Origin of the sequence: Macellibacteroides fermentans, from assembly GCF_013409575.1 — a bacterium.
Classification (GTDB): domain Bacteria; phylum Bacteroidota; class Bacteroidia; order Bacteroidales; family Tannerellaceae; genus Macellibacteroides; species Macellibacteroides fermentans.
Genome location: NZ_JACCCY010000004.1, coordinates 159,960 through 179,655, shown reverse-complemented (window position 1 = coordinate 179,655; position 19,696 = coordinate 159,960). Strand labels below are relative to the sequence as shown.

Here is a 19,696-nt window from a genome sequence, read left to right as displayed (position 1 = left end):
GATGTTTGGAATTATTTCATCAGGTTCAACAATTCTACGGAAGTGTCTACTGTCGCAATAACAGAGTACCTAAATCAAGGAGGAGAAATTTCGGGTTACGACCAGCTACATGTACCTATTTCATTTTATGGTGATGTTCTTGTTGTTGACGATTCAGATGAATATTTGCCCCGCATGGGAGAAGGAATTCCATTCAGCCAGCTTACCCTTTTAAATCTGCTTGAACAAAGAAAAGGCGATTGTGATCCATTGATAAATAACATGTTCAACGACTTGGATTACAACCCCCGCATGAGACCCTCACGCACCAAAATATTCTTTAGTGATGGTGGTTTCTACGAATACATCTATTATGATAGAATACCTTCTAAAACGAGGAAAGGAATCACTTATAATGTAGATTTCGAAATATTCTGATACAGGTATCATAGCTTAAATAAAAGAGACAGTATTATATTAACTGTCTCTTTTATTTAGGATATCTAATTCAGCCCTAAGTCCTATCTTGATTCCCGGTGTTTGGTAACTGCTTTATTTGCTTTATCCCTTGCTTTTTCGGCCTTTTCTCTTGCCTTTTCAGCTTTTTCTCTTGCTTTTGTAGATTTAAGCTCAGCTTTGGCAGCCTTCTCCTTTGCGTCAATTGAAGCAATCTCTACTTTTCTTTTTTCATTTTCTTCCTTCAACCATTTGCTGTATTCTTTATACTGATCTTTGTCAAGTACCGTCTTCAGCTCCTTTGCTTTTTTCTTATCAGACTTCATAATGGCATTCAATGTGGATTTACGGCTCTTATCCAGATTTTGAATACTGTTTTGCTCCTTGGCATACTTCAGATTAATATCATACACATCCTTATATTTCCCGTCGGAGAGATTTAATACAGACTTATACCGGTCTGTCTCAGCCCTGGCGTTCTGTACAGATACATCTTCCGACAAACTGTTCTGAGCAACGATGGGATTCGCACAAAACAAAAGAGAAGACAAACAAATTGTAAGCGAAAACCAGTGGCAATTTCTGAATAGTTTCTTCTTCATACTAATTTAATTTATGTTTTTATATGTTAGTAAAACAATCAATTACCCCTTAAAGTTCCCAAATTAAACTAGGTGTTATGTCCTCAAGGTTTTTCATTTCGTCAGCAACCTCACTATCGGCTTATCAGCTTCAGCCCAATCCAGGTCAATCATTTCTTGCGGGGTGAGCCACCGGGCATTAATGTGCTCATTTAGGGTAAATTTCTTATCCGATGCAGAACACAAGAAACAATGCATCCGAATATTAAAATCAGGATACGAGTGATCAACTGTAAGCAACAGTTCTCCAACTATAATTGCACATTCTAATTCCTCTCTAATCTCTCTTTCCAGGGCCTCCGGCAAAGATTCATTACCTTCAACCTTACCACCTGGAAATTCAAACTTGAATGAAGTATAAGGAAACTTTGTCAGTCCCCGTTGCACACAAAGATATTTGTCACGACTCTGAATAACGGCCGCAACAACTTCAACACAGCTCTTCTCTTTATTCATAATGCCATCCAATACAACCGATAATTACTACATGCAAAGTTAGTAAAAAGATCATGGCACGAATCAAACTTTGAATTCTTAAAAGGCTCTGAAAATGTATAAGCATTATACATCTAAAATATGTACTTTTGTAACTCAACCTACAAAAACGGTATTATGGCAAGAGCAACAAATAAACAGGAACTGATCATTGCAGCTAATAGCCAGTTTGATAAGCTTTGGATACTCATCGGGTCCATGTCTGAAGAAAAGCAACACGCTACATTTTCATTCGAAGATCGAGATAAGAATCTGCGGGATGTCTTGATTCATCTTTACGAATGGCATCAACTGTTTATTAAATGGGCTCAATCCAATATTTCAGGAAAGCCGGTCAACTTTCTTCCTGATCCGTATAACTGGAAAACATATCCTCAAATGAATATCGGATTCTGGGAGAAACATCAGAAAACCTCTCTTGAAAGTGCTACTACACTTCTAAAAGAAAGTCACAGAGAAGTACTGAAATTAATTGAATCTTTTACAAATGAGGAATTATTTACAAAAAAGTATTATTCTTGGACAGGGACAACCAGTCTGGGAAGCTATGCAGTATCTTCCACTTCCAGCCATTATGATTGGGCCATAAAAAAACTAAAACAGCATATAAAATCGTAAGGAGAGTTGCTCCTTACGATTTATTTAATGTCAATCATCTTTATCTCTTATTCCCAAAAATTAAAAAAATGATGTACCGGGCCGTGTCCTTTGCCAATTTCGTATGCAGCACCGGTTACAATTGTTTGGTTTATATACTCTTTGGCCAGCCGGATCGACTCATTCAACGGCTTATCATGAGCCAGAAAAGCAGTAATGGCAGAGGAGAATGTACAACCTGTACCATGTGTATTCTTCGTATGTACTCTTTTTGAACTTAGTTTTATGATTTCATCCGTCTCAGCATTATAAAATACGTCCGTCAGCTCTTCGTTCGATAAATGTCCGGCTTTCAGCAATACAGATACAGTACCGCCAACCGACAACGATTTTACGACCAGAGGCAGATCCTCCTGTGTGGCAATCTTCTTACCCAATAAGATTTCGGCCTCCGGTATATTGGGCGTAATAACCCTCACAAAAGGAATCAGCTCATTTTTCAATGTCGTAATTGCCTCATCCTGTAAAAGCTTATCGCCCGAGGTAGCCACCATAACCGGATCAAATACAATATTCCGAATCTTATATTTAGATAACGTATCTCTCACTGCAACTATCAATTCGGAGGAATGCAGCATTCCAATCTTAATCGCATCTGCTCCGATATCATCCAGAACAGATTTTATCTGTCCCGTTACAAATGAAACCGGAACGGGATGAACCCCCGTTACTCCAACCGTATTTTCGTCCACCACAGCAACAATAGCCGTTGCACCATAGCAGCCACAAGCCGAAAAAGTCTTCAGATCCGCCTGTATACCAGCTCCCCCACTCGGATCACTTCCGGCAATGCTTAAAGCAATTCTATATTTTTTCATCGTTTTTATTTTCTATATTTTCCATTGTTCCAAATTATGGGCCGAATCCCAAAACAGGTATTCCATTTTAGAGCAGACAACAAAAGCCTCCAACATCTCTTTTTGCCGGCTCTCGGTACAGCTTTCGGCCAACTCATCACATATCTCAATGGCCCGGCTCACAGATCTGGAAAAATCATCCCCTCCATACGTATTAATCCAGGTCTGATATGGATTCTCCTCATTCGTCTGATTTGCCAAGATATAATCACCCACGGCCTTGTATATCCAGAAACAGGGCAACACGGCGGCAACACTAACCTCAATCGGAGCATTAGCTAATTGACGCCACAAATACGAAGTGTAAAGCAAACAAGCAGGTGATGGTTTTAAACGGTCCTTTTCATTAATTCCATGGATAAATGACTCGTGCAAAGCCCTCTCAACGACAATACTATCTCCTGCAAAACGGATGAACGATTCCGTGTGTGCCGGATCTTTTAATTTGGATGCAATCCCCGTAATTACACTTCCGTAATCAGAAAGGTACATGGCATCCTGCTGAATATAAAAAATAAACTTCTCTCTGTCCAGCTTACCGTTAGTCAACTCCTGGATAAAAGGTAACGTTACCGTCTTTTCATATATCGGTTCAATCGTCTTCCAGGCCTTCTCACTCCATTTCATTTGTATCATTTTAATTTATTTTTGACAACTATATTCTTCAACTGTAAGGCCGAAAGCCTCGGATCTGGGTGAGACATGATTGCAGACACCACAGATATACCATCCGCCCCGGCAGCAATCACTTCGTGGGCATTACTCAGATTAATTCCTCCGATGCCCACACTGGGATGCTCCGATAATTTTGTTATTTCACGAACTCCGTCCAATCCTAAAGCTTCAGCAGTATCAGTTTTCGTAGGAGTACTGAAAACCGGAGAAATACCAATATAATCGACATCCAGCTTGTTGGCTTCGATAACATCCCTTACATTTTCGACAGATAAACCGATAATTTTATCCTTTCCCAACAGCCTGCGGGCAATCTCATAGGGAATATCGTTCTGGCCAATATGCAGTCCGTCGGCATCACAGGCAAGTGCAATATCCAACCGGTCGTTTATGATAAGCGGGATAGCAAAGGATTTCAAACATCTTTTGAGCTGAATAGCCAAATTCAGAAACTCTTTAGACGAGCAATCCTTCTCCCTCAACTGAACCATGGTAACCCCACCTTCGGCCGCCTCTTTCACAACATATTCAAGAGACCTGTTCAAAGCAAGCGAACGGTCGGTCACCAGATACAAACTCAAGTCAAAATGATTCATTGTCTGAACGTTCTGCATAACACCTCCTCATCCATTGCATACAGTTCATCCAGGAAATTCACCTGCAGACTACCATTTCCTTTCGATGCAGAAGCCGCAATCTCGCCGGCAATTCCCATAACAGCCATACCATGAATGGCCGCATCGAACATGGAAGGATTTACAGCAGCAAAAGCCCCCAGTACCGCTGTAGCAGTACATCCCATTCCGGTAACTTTTTCCATCATCGTACTCCCGTTGTATATCATTTCAACCAGCTCTCCATCCGTAATATAGTCCGTCTGTCCGCTTATTACAACCACAGCATTCACTTCCCTGGCAAGCTGCATAGCCCAACTCAAGGCCGAATCAGACGATTCCGTACTATCCACCCCTTTAGTCTTCACATTCTCATTACATAAAGCAATTATTTCAGAAGCATTACCCCTTATTATTGAAGGCTTACATTCGCTGATGATTTGTTTACATACCTCGGACCGATACGATGTAGCACCTACTCCCACCGGATCAAAAACAATGGGGATATTTCGTTTCAAAGCGATCTTTCCGGCAAGCATCATAGCATCCACCCAGCGGGGTTCAAGGGTACCGATATTAAGTACCAGCGAAGATGCGATACCAGCCATCTCCTCCACCTCTTCAATAGCATGAGCCATTACCGGAGAAGCCCCAATAGCCAATAAGGCATTAGCCGTATTGTTCATCACCACAAAGTTTGTGATATTATGAACCAAGGGAGACCTCTCCTTAATCAGGCGCAAGTCTCTTCCAATTGCAGATATATCAATCATAGTTTCATTTTTTATTAGCACAAATGCCACATTAATAAGATGTTTATCAACAAAAAAAGCCGTCTCGCATAAAACGAAACGGCTTGAATAATAATATATAGATATTACCAGTTCATATTTTTTCTTCCCGTTTCCCTCCGATGTCGATTACAACATATCAGGTTCAAGGGTATTATCTCAGCTCTTTTAATAAAAGAGCACCCCTAACAGTGATTCCACAAACTTACATAAATATATTGAAAAAGTAAAAACTATTTAAATATCATATTCGAAAACATCAAAACGTATACCCAAAACTCAGATTTAAGTAAATCGAAAGGAAGACCAAACTGGGTGGCTTTAAGGGGATCACTTAACGCACTCATGGTATCGAAAGTCCCAATAAAAAGGTTTTCGGCCGCCATAGGCATATTCATCATTGCCCCCATTCCTCCGGTACTACGGGTAGAAAGCTTCAGGCACTTGCCAATCACCCCGTCGGCACTCTGTGCAGTTGGATACTCTTCCGGAGATGCAGCCATACCAAGAATAGCGTAACCAATATTTCCACTGACCCAATCCATAATCACCTTATCTCCGTTTCGTTCAAAAAATACAGGATACTTATCTTGCTGAAGCTTCATGTCCTCGAAACTATATTGAGTACTCAAACCTTCATAAAAAAAAGTAACCGTATACGTTTTATAATTCTTTTTTTTATAAATAATCTACGTATCTTTTTAATTTACCACCATACTTGCAATAACCTGGCAACAACAATTTTTTCGGATTTGCAATTCATTTTCACTTTCAGAATATTTGAATGTCCGGAAGAATCATCAACAATTAACTCTTCACTCTCTTTCATAGTTATATATATAGATGGCTTTATAAATGAAAATGTTGCATATAAAAAATACTTTTGGAGGAATACACCCCAATAAAAAAGAGAATCCAACAAGTTAGACTCTCTTTTATTAAGCTAGTTTTCATTGAGAAAAGACAAATTTCATTTAATCGAGATCCTTTATCTTTTTATCGAGCCAGGTAAGTAGCTCCTCTTTTGCCTTTCCGGTTTTCTCCTGGATTCTACCCAGTAGTTCATCCTCTTTACCTTCAACATACAGTAAATCATCGTCTGTTAAATCAGCCCATTCCTGCTTAACAGCACCCTTCAACTGATTCCATTTTCCTTTTAATTGCAACTTGTCCATAATTTTACTTTTTTAGTTAGTGTACATTTATAGAACATGAGCTGAATAAGAATTGTTTATTTCCATCAGTAGTACACAAATTTACCCCAAGATAGGATCCTACTAAATAACAACTTTCTTTATTACACATATACCTATCTAAAATTAATACTTATATTTGCGTATGAAACAATTGATAAAAACCATAAGCATCCTATTCTTGTTTGGAGTTGTAGCCTGTACTGGTAAAAAAGCAAATACAGACCAACCTCTCCAAACAGTAGATAATACAACCATCAATCTTAGCGATACTGTTCAAACACATACTATTGAACAGTACATAAACTTAAGCTATGGCTATATTCTCTATTATCCATCCTATCTCATACCTCAGGGAGAATCGGATAACAGCGATGGGCAAGTGTTTCGTTCTTCAGACGGGATAAATCTATCCGTTTGGGGCAATAAAAACACCCTCTCTTTTTCAAATTCACCTGAGGAAGAATTTGCATTCCGCAAACAATGCTATGTGGATGATAAAAGCGAAATAACCTACGAGAAGAGAATAAAAGACACTTATATCCTGTCGGGAATCAATCCGAATGGTAAAATCTTCTATCAAAAAATGGTATTCAACAAGAACAAAGACATCTTTTACATGCTACTTTTAGAATACCCGGACAACTATCGCAAAAAAGGAGACGAAATCATAAAGACTTCAATCTCCCCATTTCCAAAACGACAAGACGGGAGTGAAGTTAAGCCCGAATTGGAAGAAAATACATAAAAGCAGTTATAAATTCCTTGCTAGTTTTAATATATCACACCAAATGTGCCAGGTGTATCACTCTTAAATGTGCCACTTTTCACAGGCTGTAATTAGATTGCTAAAGTAATTATTTATTTTATTTTTAGCAATTATATTTACGCCTCCATCTCAGTGCTTTCTAGTGGTTCTGTTTGCTCCAGAATAGTGGTTCTGTTTCACCGGAATAAAAAATTTTCTGGCTTTGGTACGTTTACTACACAAAGTAAACTATACAGGCGTATGTAGTTTGGGATACAAAAAGACATGAAAGATCCCTTCCTCTGTATTGCCGAATCAATAGGATATTTAAAAGCCGTTAGCGACCTCGCTTAATGAACAACAAATTCCATTTATAATGTCATAAAAAAGAGAACCCAATTTGTTGGGTTCTCTTTTTTATGACAAATCACATCGGGTAAGGAAGAAATTACCAAATTTCTTAGTTGTATTGAACAGTACTATCTTTGTGATTATAAATAACAGTTCAAAAGTATACCACCATTCCAATTGAAAAGTATACCAGCTAATCAGAAAAAATAGAGGCTAATGTCAGCACTTGATGGAGTGCAGGCGTAGCCGAAACGGAATCAAGTGCTGACATAATTAATCAAGATTAAGCACTACTTCCATAACGTTTAATTTCTTTGTGATGTAAAAACCAGCACAGAGATAAAATGATTAGCATGAAAGACAAATCAGAAATTATCAGATTACGAAATTATGAGGGTTTGAGTGAAAGGGAAATTTCACGCAGACTAGGTTTTAGCCGCATTACGGTTCACCGTATCCTGGATGAGTATACCAAAGCCCTGAAGGAACAGGAAGGGGATAAATCCAGGATAGAGGCGTATATATTAACGCCCCCAATTTATAAAACAGAAAATCGTCCCAAACGACGTCTTACCGAGAATATCATCCGTATTATAGACCATTGTCTGGAGGAAAACGAAATTAAGAAACGGTCCGGGCGTCATAAGCAGCGTATGTTCAAACAAGATATACATGAGTTGCTAGTGGAAAAAGGTTATGACATATCCTATTCTACAGTATGTGGTTATATCAGCAACCAAAGCAGTCAAAAAGAAAAGGAAAGCTTTATCAAACAGGGTTATATCCCGGGTGAGAAGGCGGAGTTCGATTGGGGGGAAGTAAAGCTTTGCATAGCGGGTCGTTGGCAGAAACTGTACATGTCCGCATTTGCTTTATGTAGCAGCAATGGCCGTTGGGGGGATCTGTTTCACCGGCAAGACACGCTGGCCTTTATGGAATCTCACGCCAACTATTTTGAAGAATGTAAAGGTGTTCCCCATGAAGTTGTATACGACAATATGCGTGTAGCCGTAGCTTCTTTTGCCGGAAATGAAAAGGAACCAACCCAGGCTCTTCTTCGAATGACGGCATTCTATGGCTTCAAATACCGGTTCTGTAATGTCAGACGAGGAAACGAAAAAGGACATGTGGAACGTACGGTGGAGGTTTTGCGCCGCAAAGCCTTCTGCCTAAAAGACACTTTTGATACCATAGAACAGGCAACGGAGCATCTGCACCAGACCTGCAGGAAGCTAAACGCATCCGAAGATATCAGGCCAAAACTGGAGGAAGATCTTCGCTCGCTGTTACCCTATACAACACCAATGGGTTGTTTTGAAAGGCGAGAACTCAAAGTAGATAAATGGTCTACCATCACATTGAATACCTCCCATTACTCTGTACCCGACACGTTGGTAGGCAGAATGGTCGAGGTTAAAATATTCAGTGAAAAGTTACTGATATATATGGACAATGCCCCTGTGGCGGAACATGAACGTTCTTATTATTCAACCTGGTCGCTCAATCTCAATCATTATCTACAGACACTGAAGCGAAAACCGGGTGCTTTAAGTGGTTCTGTTGCGTTATCACAAGCTCCGGAATCAATCAAAGAGCTGTATTATAAGTACTTTACGGATAATGGAAAGTCTTTTGTTGACCTGCTTATCTTCGCAAAAGAACATGCAATCTCTTACGATGAAATCGCTCTTGCTGGCAAAGAAGCCGAACAGTCCGGAATCAAAACAGTTACAGCAGCACATATTACAACCTTGCTATATAACAGGCTCAATCAAACACCTCCGCTTTACAAGCATGAACAAAAAGACGAGATAGAAGATTTTGCCATCAAGCAATTATCCATGTGGTCTATGATGATGAACAACAACTCTAAAATAGTATAATAATGAAAGAAAATGAATCCAACCTAAGGCAGCAAATAACAGACTTGTCGAAAACGCTGAAGTTGCCTTCCATTCGCAAAACATTGCAAGATACCACACAGGAAGCTGTTTGCCACTCCTGGAGCTATGAACAGTTCCTCTTCACCCTGCTTCAGAATGAAGACGCACATCGAGAAGAGAATCGTAAAAAAGCTCATGTTAAACGTGCCGGATTCCCTCAGTATAAATACCTGCAGGAATTGAACCGGGAAGAACTGCCCGATGATGTAAGAATCGTATTGCCTGAATTAGAAACTCTTGAGTTTATTAAAAACGCTCAGAATATAGTCCTTGCCGGCAATCCGGGAACCGGAAAAACCCATATAGCCATCGGCCTTGGTATTAATGCATGTAAAATGGGATATAATGTGTTGTTTACTTCCATCCCCCAGTTGCTTACTCAGATCCGGGAATGCCGTTCGGCCAGAACGCTGCACCAGCTGGAGTTGAAGTTTATTAAATACGATCTGGTAATATGTGATGAGTTTGGTTATGTATCCTTTAACAAAGATGGTGCTGAAGCCTTGTTCAATCACCTTTCCTTAAGGACTGGACGAAAAGCAACAATTATTACTACCAATCTGGCTTTCGATCGATGGAAAGAAATCTTCGGAGATCCAATCCTCACGGCCGCAATGGTAGATAGATTAACCCATAAAGCATATCTAATAAATATGAACGGTGATTCTTTTAGAATGAAAGAAACTCAAAAATGGATCAAAAATAAAAGAATCTAACCTGCGTTTAGATAACTTTTTTTATCTTCGCAAACAATGAGCACTGGTATACTTTTCAACTGGAATATGGTATACTTTTCAATTGTTATATACATGTGATTCATTTCTAGTTCAAAAACAACATCATTATATCCCTGCGACCAGAAACTATATCTATAAATTCCTTCTTTCGAAACAGACTAGCTATTCTGTATTGTCATTTAACCATTCGCTCTCTTGTAAGTCAGCTTTTAAGTATTTTCAATTCGTTTTTTAAATTATTTTTGAAGAGAGTATGTAATTCGGACTCAATATAGAGAACATTATAACCTATATAATATATTGAATATTAATATTTTAATTCATTATACTTATCATACAAGTTAGCTTTCGCTTTTTCAAATAATATTTCCGCCTCATCCTGGCTTAACCCCAATCTTTTGGTTATTTCCGCAATAATATGAATGCCATAAATACTAAAATTAGCCATAACTACTCCATTGATATTTTTTTCAGATTTAACCCATTCTAAATTTTTACTTTTTGCTGATTGAATCATATTTACTCGCATTTCTTCAAGTATCAATTCTACTTCCTTTATTAAAGAATCATTCATAAAATATTTATATTATTAATACAACATTGATAATTGTCCAAAAACAGATTTTATTTTATCAGACATTTCTTGATCAGTAGCTAAGTGATAATTTTTATTTACTTTTTCATTCCAATAATATAAAGCAACTAATGCACCCATAGCTCTAGTTTCGTTTTTTGCAAATATAAAAAATCCAATAGTATGGATCTCTATTAAAAAATCGCGAGATGTTGGAGCCTGCCGATTATTAATAGACCAATTCAAAATACTATTTATTTTACTTGATGTAGAAATAACATCAAAGACTTTCTCAAATTTATTACTTCCATTTCTGGAAATATAATAATTCTTATAGGCATTATAAGTTTCATTGAATGTTGTAATTGTAAATGGTATCATGAGACTATTATTAAAATGATTTATTAACTTTATTAATAATTTGACCTACAACTTCATAGTCATAAGTTTTTACTTCTTGCATTAACTCAACCATTCCTTCTTTTACAAACGAAGGAATAGCTGAACCAAACTTTTGTTCTATTAAATCTAATGCAGCATTGCTATATTCTCTTTTCTCTGAGAATACAATAAATCCTTTATCAATTAAATAATTTAAATATTGTGCAACACCGACGGAACAAATTGTAATTCTGTCGTTATTTGTTGATACTTTACTATAAAGAACATCCACAAACAAACCTAATTTACTATAATAAGCTTTCATACCGATTTTTACAAATGTTACCCAAAAAGCATTTCTTTTACTTTTCTTTTAATAAGAGAAGCTTCTGCAAAAATTAGTTGTTTTACTCTTTCTTCACTTATTCCATTTACTGGAACATTACTATATGTATAGGCATATAAATCAACAGTTGTGTCAATCATAGACTCCATAATAAAAAAATCAACTTCCATATTGTTATTGGTAAATTGTTTTTCTAATTCAGACATTACAACCTCTTTAAAGTTATTCCAAAGCACTTGCTCTTCTTTAGTCAATTCCATAATAATATATATTAGTTTATAGTAGTCATATTTTCTACTAACTCCACGATCAATAAATTAATGAAAATCTCATATTCTTTATGCCAGAAATAAACAAGGCTTGTATTGATTGTATACTAAATGAGGCAAGTTAAACCGGGTGGAAGATGTGGTTTTCCTTTAATTCATGGTTAACATATAGTGCTCAAAGTGGTATTTTTCAATTATGCAAACATTGATTAATCCGCTAACAAATCACCACAAATATAATGAATATTTTAATATTGCAACATAAGTCATCTAATTAATTCATATAAGACCAATATGCGAATTAAAAATGGGTACATATTCTCAGGGTTATCTAGTCCATAATAAAAATGTTCCTTGGTAGCGTTCACCAAAGCCATAACAAACGACAGCGAGCTGCAGGGAAGTATACAGCACAATACAACCACGGCTGTTTTTATGCATGTTTTCTTGTCTGTAATGTAAAGAATGTCTCCTGCAAAATCAGCCTGCGATTCAAAACCAGGCGAATAGGTATAATACTCCCCAAAACCTGGACCACTTGTGAAGTCGAATAAAAAGGGTTTAATTTGAATCAAAAAAGAGTATTTTAGAGATGGGGAAAAGAACACATTACACGGCCGAATTTAAGGCCAAGGTTGCTATTTCAGCCTTAAAGGAACAAGAAACGCTAAGTGAGTTGGTTCATCGCTTTGGAGTAAGTGCCATGACGATCAGTAAATGGAAACAAGAGTTTTTAAATGGCAGCAGCAAGGTTTTTGAGGGTGCTCGATCAGCTGAAAAAGAGGACAGTGAGGAGGAAATTCAAAAACTACATGCTACGATCGGCCGCCTAACCGTCGAACGGGATTTTTTAGCAGATGCCTGCAAGAGAGCCGGTCTAAAAAAGAAATGAGACAACTTGTAAATCCCAGGCATAAAGAGCTCAGCGTTCGTTCACAAACGGAATTATTGGAAATACCAAGAAGTACACTGTATTACAAACCGATAGGAGAAAGTCCTGAAAATTTGGAAATAATGCAAAAGATGGATAAGCACCATATTGAACATCCCACTTGTGGCGTGTTGGGGATGCAGGATATGCTTCGTTTAAATGGATTTCAGATAAACCACAAACGAATCCGACGATTGATGCGCTTGATGAATATCCGGGTCAAATATCCTCAAAAAAGCTTGAGTAATCCGGGTGCCCGCAAGTACATCCTCCCTTATCTGCTTCGAGGTCTTGACATTGTAAAGACGAATCAGGTATGGTCCATAGATATCAGTTACATTCCAATGAAACAGGGATTTATGTATCTAACAGCTATCATGGATGTGCGAAGTCGCTACATTGTGGGCTGGAGCTTGTCAAATACGCTTGAGAAAAGTGTTTGCCTGGATCTGGTTGAAGAGTCGATCAGAAAATATGGTGCACCGGAAATCATCAACTCCGACCAAGGTGTTCAGTTCACCAATCCGTCCTGGATCCAAACGCTTAAAGAAAAAGGCGTTAAAATCAGCATGGATGGAAAAGGACGTGCCAAGGATAATATCTGGATTGAACGATTTTGGCGCACGATCAAACAAGAGTATGTATATTTGAATCCGTGTGATGACGGACTGGAGCTTTATAAGGGAATCAGGAAATATATGCAATATTACAACTACAACCGGGCGCATCAGGGGATAGGAAGACAAATTCCCGGTGTGGTGTATAAAACGGTTGCCTGAGCGTTCTTTTCTTTTAAATGCAAAGAAAAGGTATGCTCCGATTCTTGAAAGGCTAAAATGAACAACCCTTCGCTAAAGCTACGGGTTGGCCTTGCATGAATCTACTCATACCTTAAAAAAGCATTGAAAAGAAAAAAACGAATAAAAATATTAAAAGGCCTTCATATAGGTAAAAGGCTGATCAAGTGGTCGAAAAAGAGGGAGTACTATATAGGTGTTGTGATACGAGTAGGTAAGTGCTATTTGGTATGTTTTTAAAAGAGCCTTAAAGAGAAAGAGCAAAAGAAAAAGGAATAAAGATTGACCGAAGCTTAGTCTCCGTTCCAGATTCTGTAAGATAAATTAAAATGCTAAACATATTTGTAAGCTTCTTTAATTTGAAGTGTAAAATACATGACAAATAAGCACATTAATCATTTGTTTCATATCAATTAATTAGATATATTTGCGATGCATATTATAATTCAAACGTAATACAAAATAGACCAACCAGACTTATACTAAAAAATAATCTTAAGCTTTGCACTTTCAATGTGTTACAGTGAACACTCTTATAACAACTAAATTTTAAATTATGAAAAAGAAATTATTATCGATGTTTTCAATCCTGCTTTTACTTAGCAGTTGCAGTACCCAAGACGAACCAGAATTAACACCACCATTGGATGCAAAAACCTATACGGTTTCTTTTGGGTTAACAGGCGAAATTACGAGCATTACAGATTCACCCTTAACGCGTGCTGTTTCAAATGATCTCTATGGTATTCAGGTTTATTCAATACCCGATTCTACCTTTGCAGGAGGTACTTATCAGTCAGAAAAGCCTTATGCATACGGCATTTTTGATGACAAAGCAAAAATGAGTATAAAATTGATGGCAGGATATAAATATCGTTTTGTTTGCACAATGTTAGTAGATGCGAAAAGTAGGCTTCCTTATTACGGAAGCTATTATAATATTATGCCATTTAACATTTCGGGCAACAACAGTCAACAAGAATTCTCAATTTTCAACTACAGTACGTATAACTACTTTTTCAATCTTCAATCTGGATATACTCAATTATCAGCTTCAATCGGAGATTTTTTTGGTTACAGACCAAACGTCGACCGCTACTACGGTGAAACAATAAACTATGTACCCACTAAAGACAGTACGGTTACCATCAATATGAATCGAATGGTATTTGGAGCTAAGTTTGTTGCAGAAGGAATGGAGAGTGGAAAACTATATATTCAAATACAAGATGCCCCTCTTTTAACATTAGAAGCTCCCAATACTGAAGTACAAGATATATTTACATTTTCTAGTGTTAGTTATCCAGGATGGGATGATCCGATGACAGGTAAATACGTAGACTATTACGAAGACATATCCGTTTCTATAAACTGGTTGAATGCAGATAGCGTAAAAGTTCCTATTGCGACGCAAAACATTCGTTTTACACGTAACAAGCTTACCACTATCAAGGTAAGGGTGCAAGATAGTACCATGGCTAATAGTATTGGAATTATAACAGAAGATAAACCGATGGTAGTTGGCGACACCATCTCAATTGGAGGAGGATCAAGTACAGATACACCTATTAATCCGGTGCCTTAACATAAATAGGAGTCCATTCACAGCATCAGCCATTTTATTCAGCAATGATAAAATGGCTTTGCTATGAATGGACTCCTAACATCTGCGACTAAACACTCACACTATCTTATTCCTAATGCTTTATAAGCGGCATCAACAGGATCAGCATAGACTTCCAGACTAAACTTAGAAATCAGATCTGCCGGCACTTTGGAATATTGAGCCATATCTACGGCGGGTATAAGTATCCTTTTGGCTCCGGCATCATGGGCAACCTGAAGTGCGCCGGGTAAATCTTCCGTTCCAAGCACAACACCTCCAATACTCATCGATCCGAGAACACACATCTGAGGCTGTAAAATTCGTTCTGTTATTCCCGAAACCAACGAGATAAATATAGCCAACTCCAAACCATTAAGCGTACCCAAGCCGTTTATATCCGTGGCTTTCATGTGAAACTCATAATCCGAATACCGGGCATTCTGAGTAACCCTGTTCAGGTTGGAGCGTAAATAATTAACAGCCTCCTTCAATTCGTCGCTTATAGCCTTACCACTTCCAAAACCGGTATGGCTAAATTTACCATTACCCGGCATCTTTTGCAAATCTATTCTCACTAACCCTTTATTTCCACCATCCAGCTGGTTGGCAACGGTATAAAGCGTACCTGCCGGAAGATCACCTTCAGGAATCAGAGCCGAACCACCACATTCGGGAGTACTTACATAATGCTCTTCATTATCATCCAAATCAATGTAACTAAAATGCACGTCGTAAAACTCCAAGCCTCCAATTTTCTTTAACTGCTCTTTGATGCGGCGGCGTCCCACCAACGCATACTCCAAACACCTACGCACATCCTCTTTCTGATAAGCCCCATCAGGAAACAACAACTTAAGTAATCCGCTAACCGTTTTTTTTACGGCAATAACATCCCGCTGGTTCAGATCCTTCCCAAGACGGAAATATTTTTGAATCGCATCGGAGAAATTACGCTTCCTCATTTCACGCAAACACTCCGAATAATAGTCAGAGATAAAGCCAAATGAATCTGTAAAAAACTCAGGTTTCATTTTGGGAATCTCCCATCCGGGCAAATAATGATGAAAACGATCAAAAAACGCCGAATCAATCATATCTTTTGGGAAAGGAGCCAGTAAATGACTCACCTTTACCAGATTCTCGATACTGCCATTAATATTACCAACAAATACCATAGAAGCATTCGCATTGATACTCTCCTTGCCCCTGCTAAAAGAACCATTAGCCATAAAGCCCTTCATTATCTGAATACCATCCTTATCCTTCAAATTGATTCCGGCCACCTCATCAAAAGCAACCACGTCCCACATGCCCACTAATCCAACCGTACGCGAACCCATATTGTAAAATAAGTTGGCAACTGTAGTCTGTCCACCGGAAATCAGAATAGAATACGGCGAAATTTCATCATACACATACGACTTACCAGTCCCTCTCGGTCCCAGCTCACAAATATTAAAGTTATTCTCCACAAACGGAATCATACGAGCGATAAGATGCCAACGGGTTTTTTCATCTAAATTGTCAGGCTCCATACCCACACTGCGACAAACCACTTCTATCCATTCGTCCAATGAGAAATAGCTCCGATTCTCAATAAATTCGTTTATATCTGTTGCCGGCATCTGAATCGGCTTAAGTTGTGTTATCTTGAATGGAGTTCCTTTTGCATTTTCATCATACAAATACTCCATATCAATTATACACCAAATTCCACCGGAGAGCAACTTTTCGTATTTCTGAATATAATGATCGTCTACCACAATCCCTTTGATATTGATATTTGAAATAAGCGCCTCGTACCTGTCGGCATGCTCATTCAGTTTTGCTGAAACCTTATCAATAATCTTATAGTTGCCCAGCTCACGAATTTTAGACTTAATTTTCTCAGCCTCATCCGGCCGAACATAATTTTCGGCTAAAACACGCTTCACCTTCTCTATTCCGTATTGGATATCATCCTCACTATCGGTAGCGCAATACATCCCCAACAAATATTCCAATACGTAAATAGGCACATTGGCACCCTCCTTTATCAATTTGGTGAGGTCTTTCCGAACCACCTTACCGCCATAGTATTGATTCAATTTACTATCTAACTCGTTCATGATTTTCTTTAAAATTCGGCTGAAAATAGAATAGATATTCTGTAAGAAGCCATTTTATACAATTTATATTGATCACTACCGGTAATAAGCTCTTCTAAACGGAGCTCCACCTCTTTGCCGTTCAATCGGGATACACTACTCTTAAAAGTAAACGTATGCTTCTTTTCGCGTAAAACAGACTCCGTTGCCATACTGTCAAAAACAAGAGTCACCAAATCAGAAATCAACCCACCCTTGTCATCATAGAACCCCATACGCAAAGACCGGGCTTTCACCTTTTCACTCATAGGTTCGGTCTGGTAGAAACTCACCGTATGCTGGTTGCTGGTAATTCGGGACGCTCCCCCTATTACATCAATCCCAACTTGCGAAATATCCGTTTTACGGCTACGATTAACTTCAAGCACTGGAACGACTACCTCCTGTAGCGAGGATCCACCATGAACAAACCGGCTTCCGGCACCTTGCACTTTTATCCGGGAAATAGACTTGGCAGTCTGCAACATAACACCCGGTTTCAATCCAAGCTGTTCACTACGCCAAGTCTTAACCGCTTTCCCTTCCACAAGATTATTCCCAATCACGAAACGACGGTTAACCTTAAAGATATCTCCCATAGGTTTAAAATCAGCAAAGTCCGATTCCTCCAATTGTTCATTTTGGTATAAGTATCCATGATCGGCCGTAATCAGCATATTGGATCCATTGCAATTCCCAATATGTTTCACCATACGCACAATATGATTAAGCTCATCTTGAGTAGCAGCAAAAACAGTCCCCTCGGAAGTTTTATTATCACCCGCTTTGTCTATCACATTGCTGTAGATGTAAATTACATTGAAATCCTTAAAGAATTCGCGGGCATCTTTGCTGCTCATTGATAAGAACGTTTCGGCCGTAAGCGCAATACTCTCTTTATAAGCAGACTGAAGCACTTTAGTCCGCTGATCGGTTCCTTGTGTACTAACACCATCGGCAAAAACAATATCGTTATCATTCTCGTACGAAAGCATTTGGTGTGGGAGTAGTGCCGCCATACCCAATTGTGTATACGAAGGAATCATTCCAAGCATAGGAGTACACATCGAAGTACTGAACATATTAAGCCCGGCAATCATCCCATCCAATTCCACCATAGACTCGTACCTCAAGGCATCACTTATAACTACAAAAATACGTTTCTTCTGTTCAATATACGGCTTCACATAGCTATTATAGAAACTGGTTTGAGGCGTTATCCCACTTATTTGCCAACAATCCAACCGATCAACCAGACTCTGCCAATTATTGTTTAACACCAATAAATAAGAATTGCTATACACATTCTGTATCTGTTCTGTGATAAGCCCCAACATAGAAGCATTTTCTGCTTGAGCTACTTGCTGAAAGTAATGCCTGTAATGTTGGTCAATTAAAAACCACTGTTTGTAATAAGTCTGAAATGCACCAGTAGGCGAAGTAACACTAAAATCACTTTTCCTTACTTCGTCCAACATTCTGCAGGCCTCCAACAAAGCCAGCAAAGTGTGCTCCGCCTCGTTGAAAAACAAAAGTTGCTGCCGCATGGCAATCCATTTTTCCGCGGTATCCACCGCAATCGTATTATTCAATATATGCGACTGCAACGTAGTAGCAACTATCCAATTGACACAAGCATACGTATCTATTTTCAGTATAGACTCAACCGGATGCTGCATCAACACGGAAGCAATGTTCAAATCCTGCTCCAGTTCATGACTCCAGTATGTAAATGTTTCACTATGCCGCGAACTGTCTTTCCATTTACTCATAAACAGCAACGCATCACCAGCCAATTCAGCAGAACCAAAATAGCGCTGAAGATCTGCCTGAAACAATACAATAATGAGATTCTTCACACCTCGTTCGCGGTTATAACGGAATTTATCCGATAACTTGTTCCAAAGCGTATCCTCCAACTTATAACTAACAATGCGTTTGTACAACGTAGACTTACCCTTCTTTTCTTCTTCGAACAACGCAAAAAGCAAATCATCCAACGTGCCATCACATCGGCAAGCAATCAAAAGCATACACCACTCTATCGCCTGCTTCTTTTCAGATCCGGTTAATTTCTCAGCCAAAGCCAACCTATTCTCGGCAACTTTGAAAAAAGCCTCATGGCCATCCACTATCTCGCTGCGAAGCTCCATTGGGATATGGCACTCGCCGGCGTAAAGCGAACTCAGGTCGGCATAAAACATTCCTCCGGCAAGCTGCAGATCAAGCAACCAGTTCGCTTCGTTATCTGGAACAGCAAACCGGCTATACACAATAAAGCGTGAATCCGGATATGCAACCACCATGTTATATTTCAAGGAAAATGCATTTCCATCGAATTCCAGCTTACTTACCCCCTCCAGATCCAGCGATTGAAAAATATCATACATCGTCGCACCTTCATCATACCAAAAGACGATACGATGACGGTCAAACAATTTCTTTAGAGCATCTGAAATGCGATTTATATAGGCTTCGCTCATTTATTATTTATTTTTAAATAGCTATGATCTCATTAATAATAAAAAC

23 protein-coding genes, 1 pseudogene and 1 riboswitch are annotated in these 19,696 nt (G+C 38.6%); of the genes and pseudogenes, 9 read left to right on the top strand and 15 right to left on the bottom strand.

Features of this window, described 5'->3' with window-relative positions:
• The first annotated feature begins 42 nt into the window (after positions 1-42).
• On the top strand, positions 43-417 hold the full coding sequence (locus F5613_RS13600; RefSeq protein ID WP_179400163.1) for a hypothetical protein: 375 nt from the start codon (positions 43-45) through the stop codon (positions 415-417).
• A gap of 83 nt (positions 418-500) precedes the next feature.
• Here F5613_RS13600 and F5613_RS13595 read toward each other — a convergent pair whose 3' ends face one another.
• A complete protein-coding gene (locus F5613_RS13595; RefSeq protein ID WP_179400162.1) occupies positions 501-1,037 on the bottom strand; it encodes a hypothetical protein in 537 nt (178 codons plus the stop codon).
• Positions 1,038-1,130: 93 nt separating this feature from the next.
• Positions 1,131-1,532: a (deoxy)nucleoside triphosphate pyrophosphohydrolase gene (locus tag F5613_RS13590; protein WP_179400161.1), complete on the bottom strand. Its 402-nt coding sequence runs from the start codon at positions 1,530-1,532 to the stop codon at positions 1,131-1,133.
• A 156-nt stretch (positions 1,533-1,688) separates the two neighbouring features.
• Here F5613_RS13590 and F5613_RS13585 point away from each other — a divergent pair, with 156 nt between their 5' ends.
• On the top strand, positions 1,689-2,189 hold the full coding sequence (locus tag F5613_RS13585) for a ClbS/DfsB family four-helix bundle protein (RefSeq protein ID WP_179400160.1): 501 nt from the start codon (positions 1,689-1,691) through the stop codon (positions 2,187-2,189).
• 47 nt (positions 2,190-2,236) lie between these two features.
• Here the strand turns inward: F5613_RS13585 and thiD are convergent, their stop codons facing one another.
• The 6 genes from thiD to F5613_RS13555 all read right to left on the bottom strand — a co-directional run bounded on the left by thiD (position 2,237) and on the right by F5613_RS13555 (position 6,340).
• Positions 2,237-3,046 (bottom strand): bifunctional hydroxymethylpyrimidine kinase/phosphomethylpyrimidine kinase, encoded by an 810-nt coding sequence (gene thiD, locus F5613_RS13580; protein ID WP_179400159.1) that lies wholly within the window; start codon positions 3,044-3,046, stop codon positions 2,237-2,239.
• Positions 3,047-3,058: 12 nt separating this feature from the next.
• The gene (gene tenA / locus F5613_RS13575) at positions 3,059-3,721 is read right to left on the bottom strand and encodes a thiaminase II (protein ID WP_246303417.1); all 663 of its coding nucleotides are present in this window, start codon (positions 3,719-3,721) and stop codon (positions 3,059-3,061) included.
• Positions 3,718-4,356, bottom strand: coding sequence for a thiamine phosphate synthase (thiE, locus tag F5613_RS13570; RefSeq protein WP_179400158.1), 639 nt, complete (start codon positions 4,354-4,356; stop codon positions 3,718-3,720). Before thiE ends, tenA begins: the two co-directional genes overlap by 4 nt.
• Positions 4,353-5,147, bottom strand: coding sequence for a hydroxyethylthiazole kinase (thiM, locus tag F5613_RS13565; RefSeq protein ID WP_218858938.1), 795 nt, complete (start codon positions 5,145-5,147; stop codon positions 4,353-4,355). The genes thiE and thiM overlap by 4 nt, the downstream gene beginning before the upstream one ends.
• A 115-nt stretch (positions 5,148-5,262) precedes the next feature.
• Positions 5,263-5,362, bottom strand: a riboswitch (TPP riboswitch).
• Positions 5,363-5,398: 36 nt separating this feature from the next.
• Positions 5,399-5,770 (bottom strand): PCMD domain-containing protein, encoded by a 372-nt coding sequence (locus tag F5613_RS13560; protein WP_179400157.1) that lies wholly within the window; start codon positions 5,768-5,770, stop codon positions 5,399-5,401.
• 369 nt (positions 5,771-6,139) lie between these two features.
• The gene (locus F5613_RS13555) at positions 6,140-6,340 is read right to left on the bottom strand and encodes a CsbD family protein (protein ID WP_068182149.1); all 201 of its coding nucleotides are present in this window, start codon (positions 6,338-6,340) and stop codon (positions 6,140-6,142) included.
• Between the two features lie 163 nt (positions 6,341-6,503).
• Here F5613_RS13555 and F5613_RS13550 point away from each other — a divergent pair, with 163 nt between their 5' ends.
• The 4 genes and pseudogenes from F5613_RS13550 (at position 6,504) to istB (ending at position 10,116) form a co-directional block, all read left to right on the top strand.
• Positions 6,504-7,106 (top strand): hypothetical protein, encoded by a 603-nt coding sequence (locus F5613_RS13550; protein ID WP_179400156.1) that lies wholly within the window; start codon positions 6,504-6,506, stop codon positions 7,104-7,106.
• A 211-nt stretch (positions 7,107-7,317) separates the two neighbouring features.
• A pseudogene (locus tag F5613_RS16650) lies at positions 7,318-7,460 on the top strand (sugar phosphate isomerase/epimerase); the annotation flags it as partial.
• A gap of 350 nt (positions 7,461-7,810) precedes the next feature.
• Entirely contained in the window at positions 7,811-9,340 is a 1,530-nt protein-coding gene (gene istA / locus F5613_RS16555; RefSeq protein ID WP_179398702.1) for an IS21 family transposase, read from the top strand.
• A 2-nt stretch (positions 9,341-9,342) separates the two neighbouring features.
• Entirely contained in the window at positions 9,343-10,116 is a 774-nt protein-coding gene (gene istB, locus F5613_RS13540; protein ID WP_179398589.1) for an IS21-like element helper ATPase IstB, read from the top strand.
• A 328-nt stretch (positions 10,117-10,444) separates the two neighbouring features.
• On the opposite strand, the gene F5613_RS13535 is transcribed toward istB, so the two are convergent.
• The 5 genes from F5613_RS13535 to F5613_RS13515 all read right to left on the bottom strand — a co-directional run bounded on the left by F5613_RS13535 (position 10,445) and on the right by F5613_RS13515 (position 12,282).
• Positions 10,445-10,711 carry a hypothetical protein gene (locus F5613_RS13535; RefSeq protein WP_179400155.1) on the bottom strand — a complete coding sequence of 89 codons (267 nt, stop codon included), beginning with the start codon at positions 10,709-10,711 and terminating at the stop codon, positions 10,445-10,447.
• 15 nt (positions 10,712-10,726) lie between these two features.
• Positions 10,727-11,092, bottom strand: a complete 366-nt coding sequence (locus F5613_RS13530) for a hypothetical protein (protein ID WP_179400154.1) — start codon at positions 11,090-11,092, stop codon at positions 10,727-10,729.
• 10 nt (positions 11,093-11,102) lie between these two features.
• Complete coding sequence (locus F5613_RS13525; protein WP_179400153.1) at positions 11,103-11,417, bottom strand: hypothetical protein; 315 nt, start codon at positions 11,415-11,417, stop codon at positions 11,103-11,105.
• Positions 11,418-11,434: 17 nt separating this feature from the next.
• Entirely contained in the window at positions 11,435-11,698 is a 264-nt protein-coding gene (locus tag F5613_RS13520; protein WP_179400152.1) for a hypothetical protein, read from the bottom strand.
• Between the two features lie 275 nt (positions 11,699-11,973).
• Entirely contained in the window at positions 11,974-12,282 is a 309-nt protein-coding gene (locus tag F5613_RS13515; protein ID WP_179400151.1) for a hypothetical protein, read from the bottom strand.
• 17 nt (positions 12,283-12,299) lie between these two features.
• Between F5613_RS13515 and F5613_RS13510 the strand changes: the two genes are divergently transcribed.
• From F5613_RS13510 to F5613_RS13500, 3 genes are all read left to right on the top strand, one after another.
• The gene (locus F5613_RS13510; RefSeq protein WP_179399000.1) at positions 12,300-12,599 is read left to right on the top strand and encodes a transposase; all 300 of its coding nucleotides are present in this window, start codon (positions 12,300-12,302) and stop codon (positions 12,597-12,599) included.
• Complete coding sequence (locus F5613_RS13505) at positions 12,596-13,417, top strand: IS3 family transposase (protein ID WP_179398646.1); 822 nt, start codon at positions 12,596-12,598, stop codon at positions 13,415-13,417. Before F5613_RS13510 ends, F5613_RS13505 begins: the two co-directional genes overlap by 4 nt.
• Before the next feature lie 574 nt (positions 13,418-13,991).
• Positions 13,992-15,020, top strand: a complete 1,029-nt coding sequence (locus tag F5613_RS13500) for a hypothetical protein (protein ID WP_179400150.1) — start codon at positions 13,992-13,994, stop codon at positions 15,018-15,020.
• Between the two features lie 101 nt (positions 15,021-15,121).
• Here F5613_RS13500 and brxL read toward each other — a convergent pair whose 3' ends face one another.
• Both brxL and pglZ read right to left on the bottom strand, forming a co-directional pair.
• Positions 15,122-17,149, bottom strand: coding sequence for a protease Lon-related BREX system protein BrxL (gene brxL, locus F5613_RS13495; RefSeq protein ID WP_179400149.1), 2,028 nt, complete (start codon positions 17,147-17,149; stop codon positions 15,122-15,124).
• Between the two features lie 8 nt (positions 17,150-17,157).
• Positions 17,158-19,650 carry a BREX-1 system phosphatase PglZ type A gene (gene pglZ / locus F5613_RS13490; protein ID WP_179400148.1) on the bottom strand — a complete coding sequence of 831 codons (2,493 nt, stop codon included), beginning with the start codon at positions 19,648-19,650 and terminating at the stop codon, positions 17,158-17,160.
• Between the last annotated feature and the right edge of the window lie 46 nt (positions 19,651-19,696).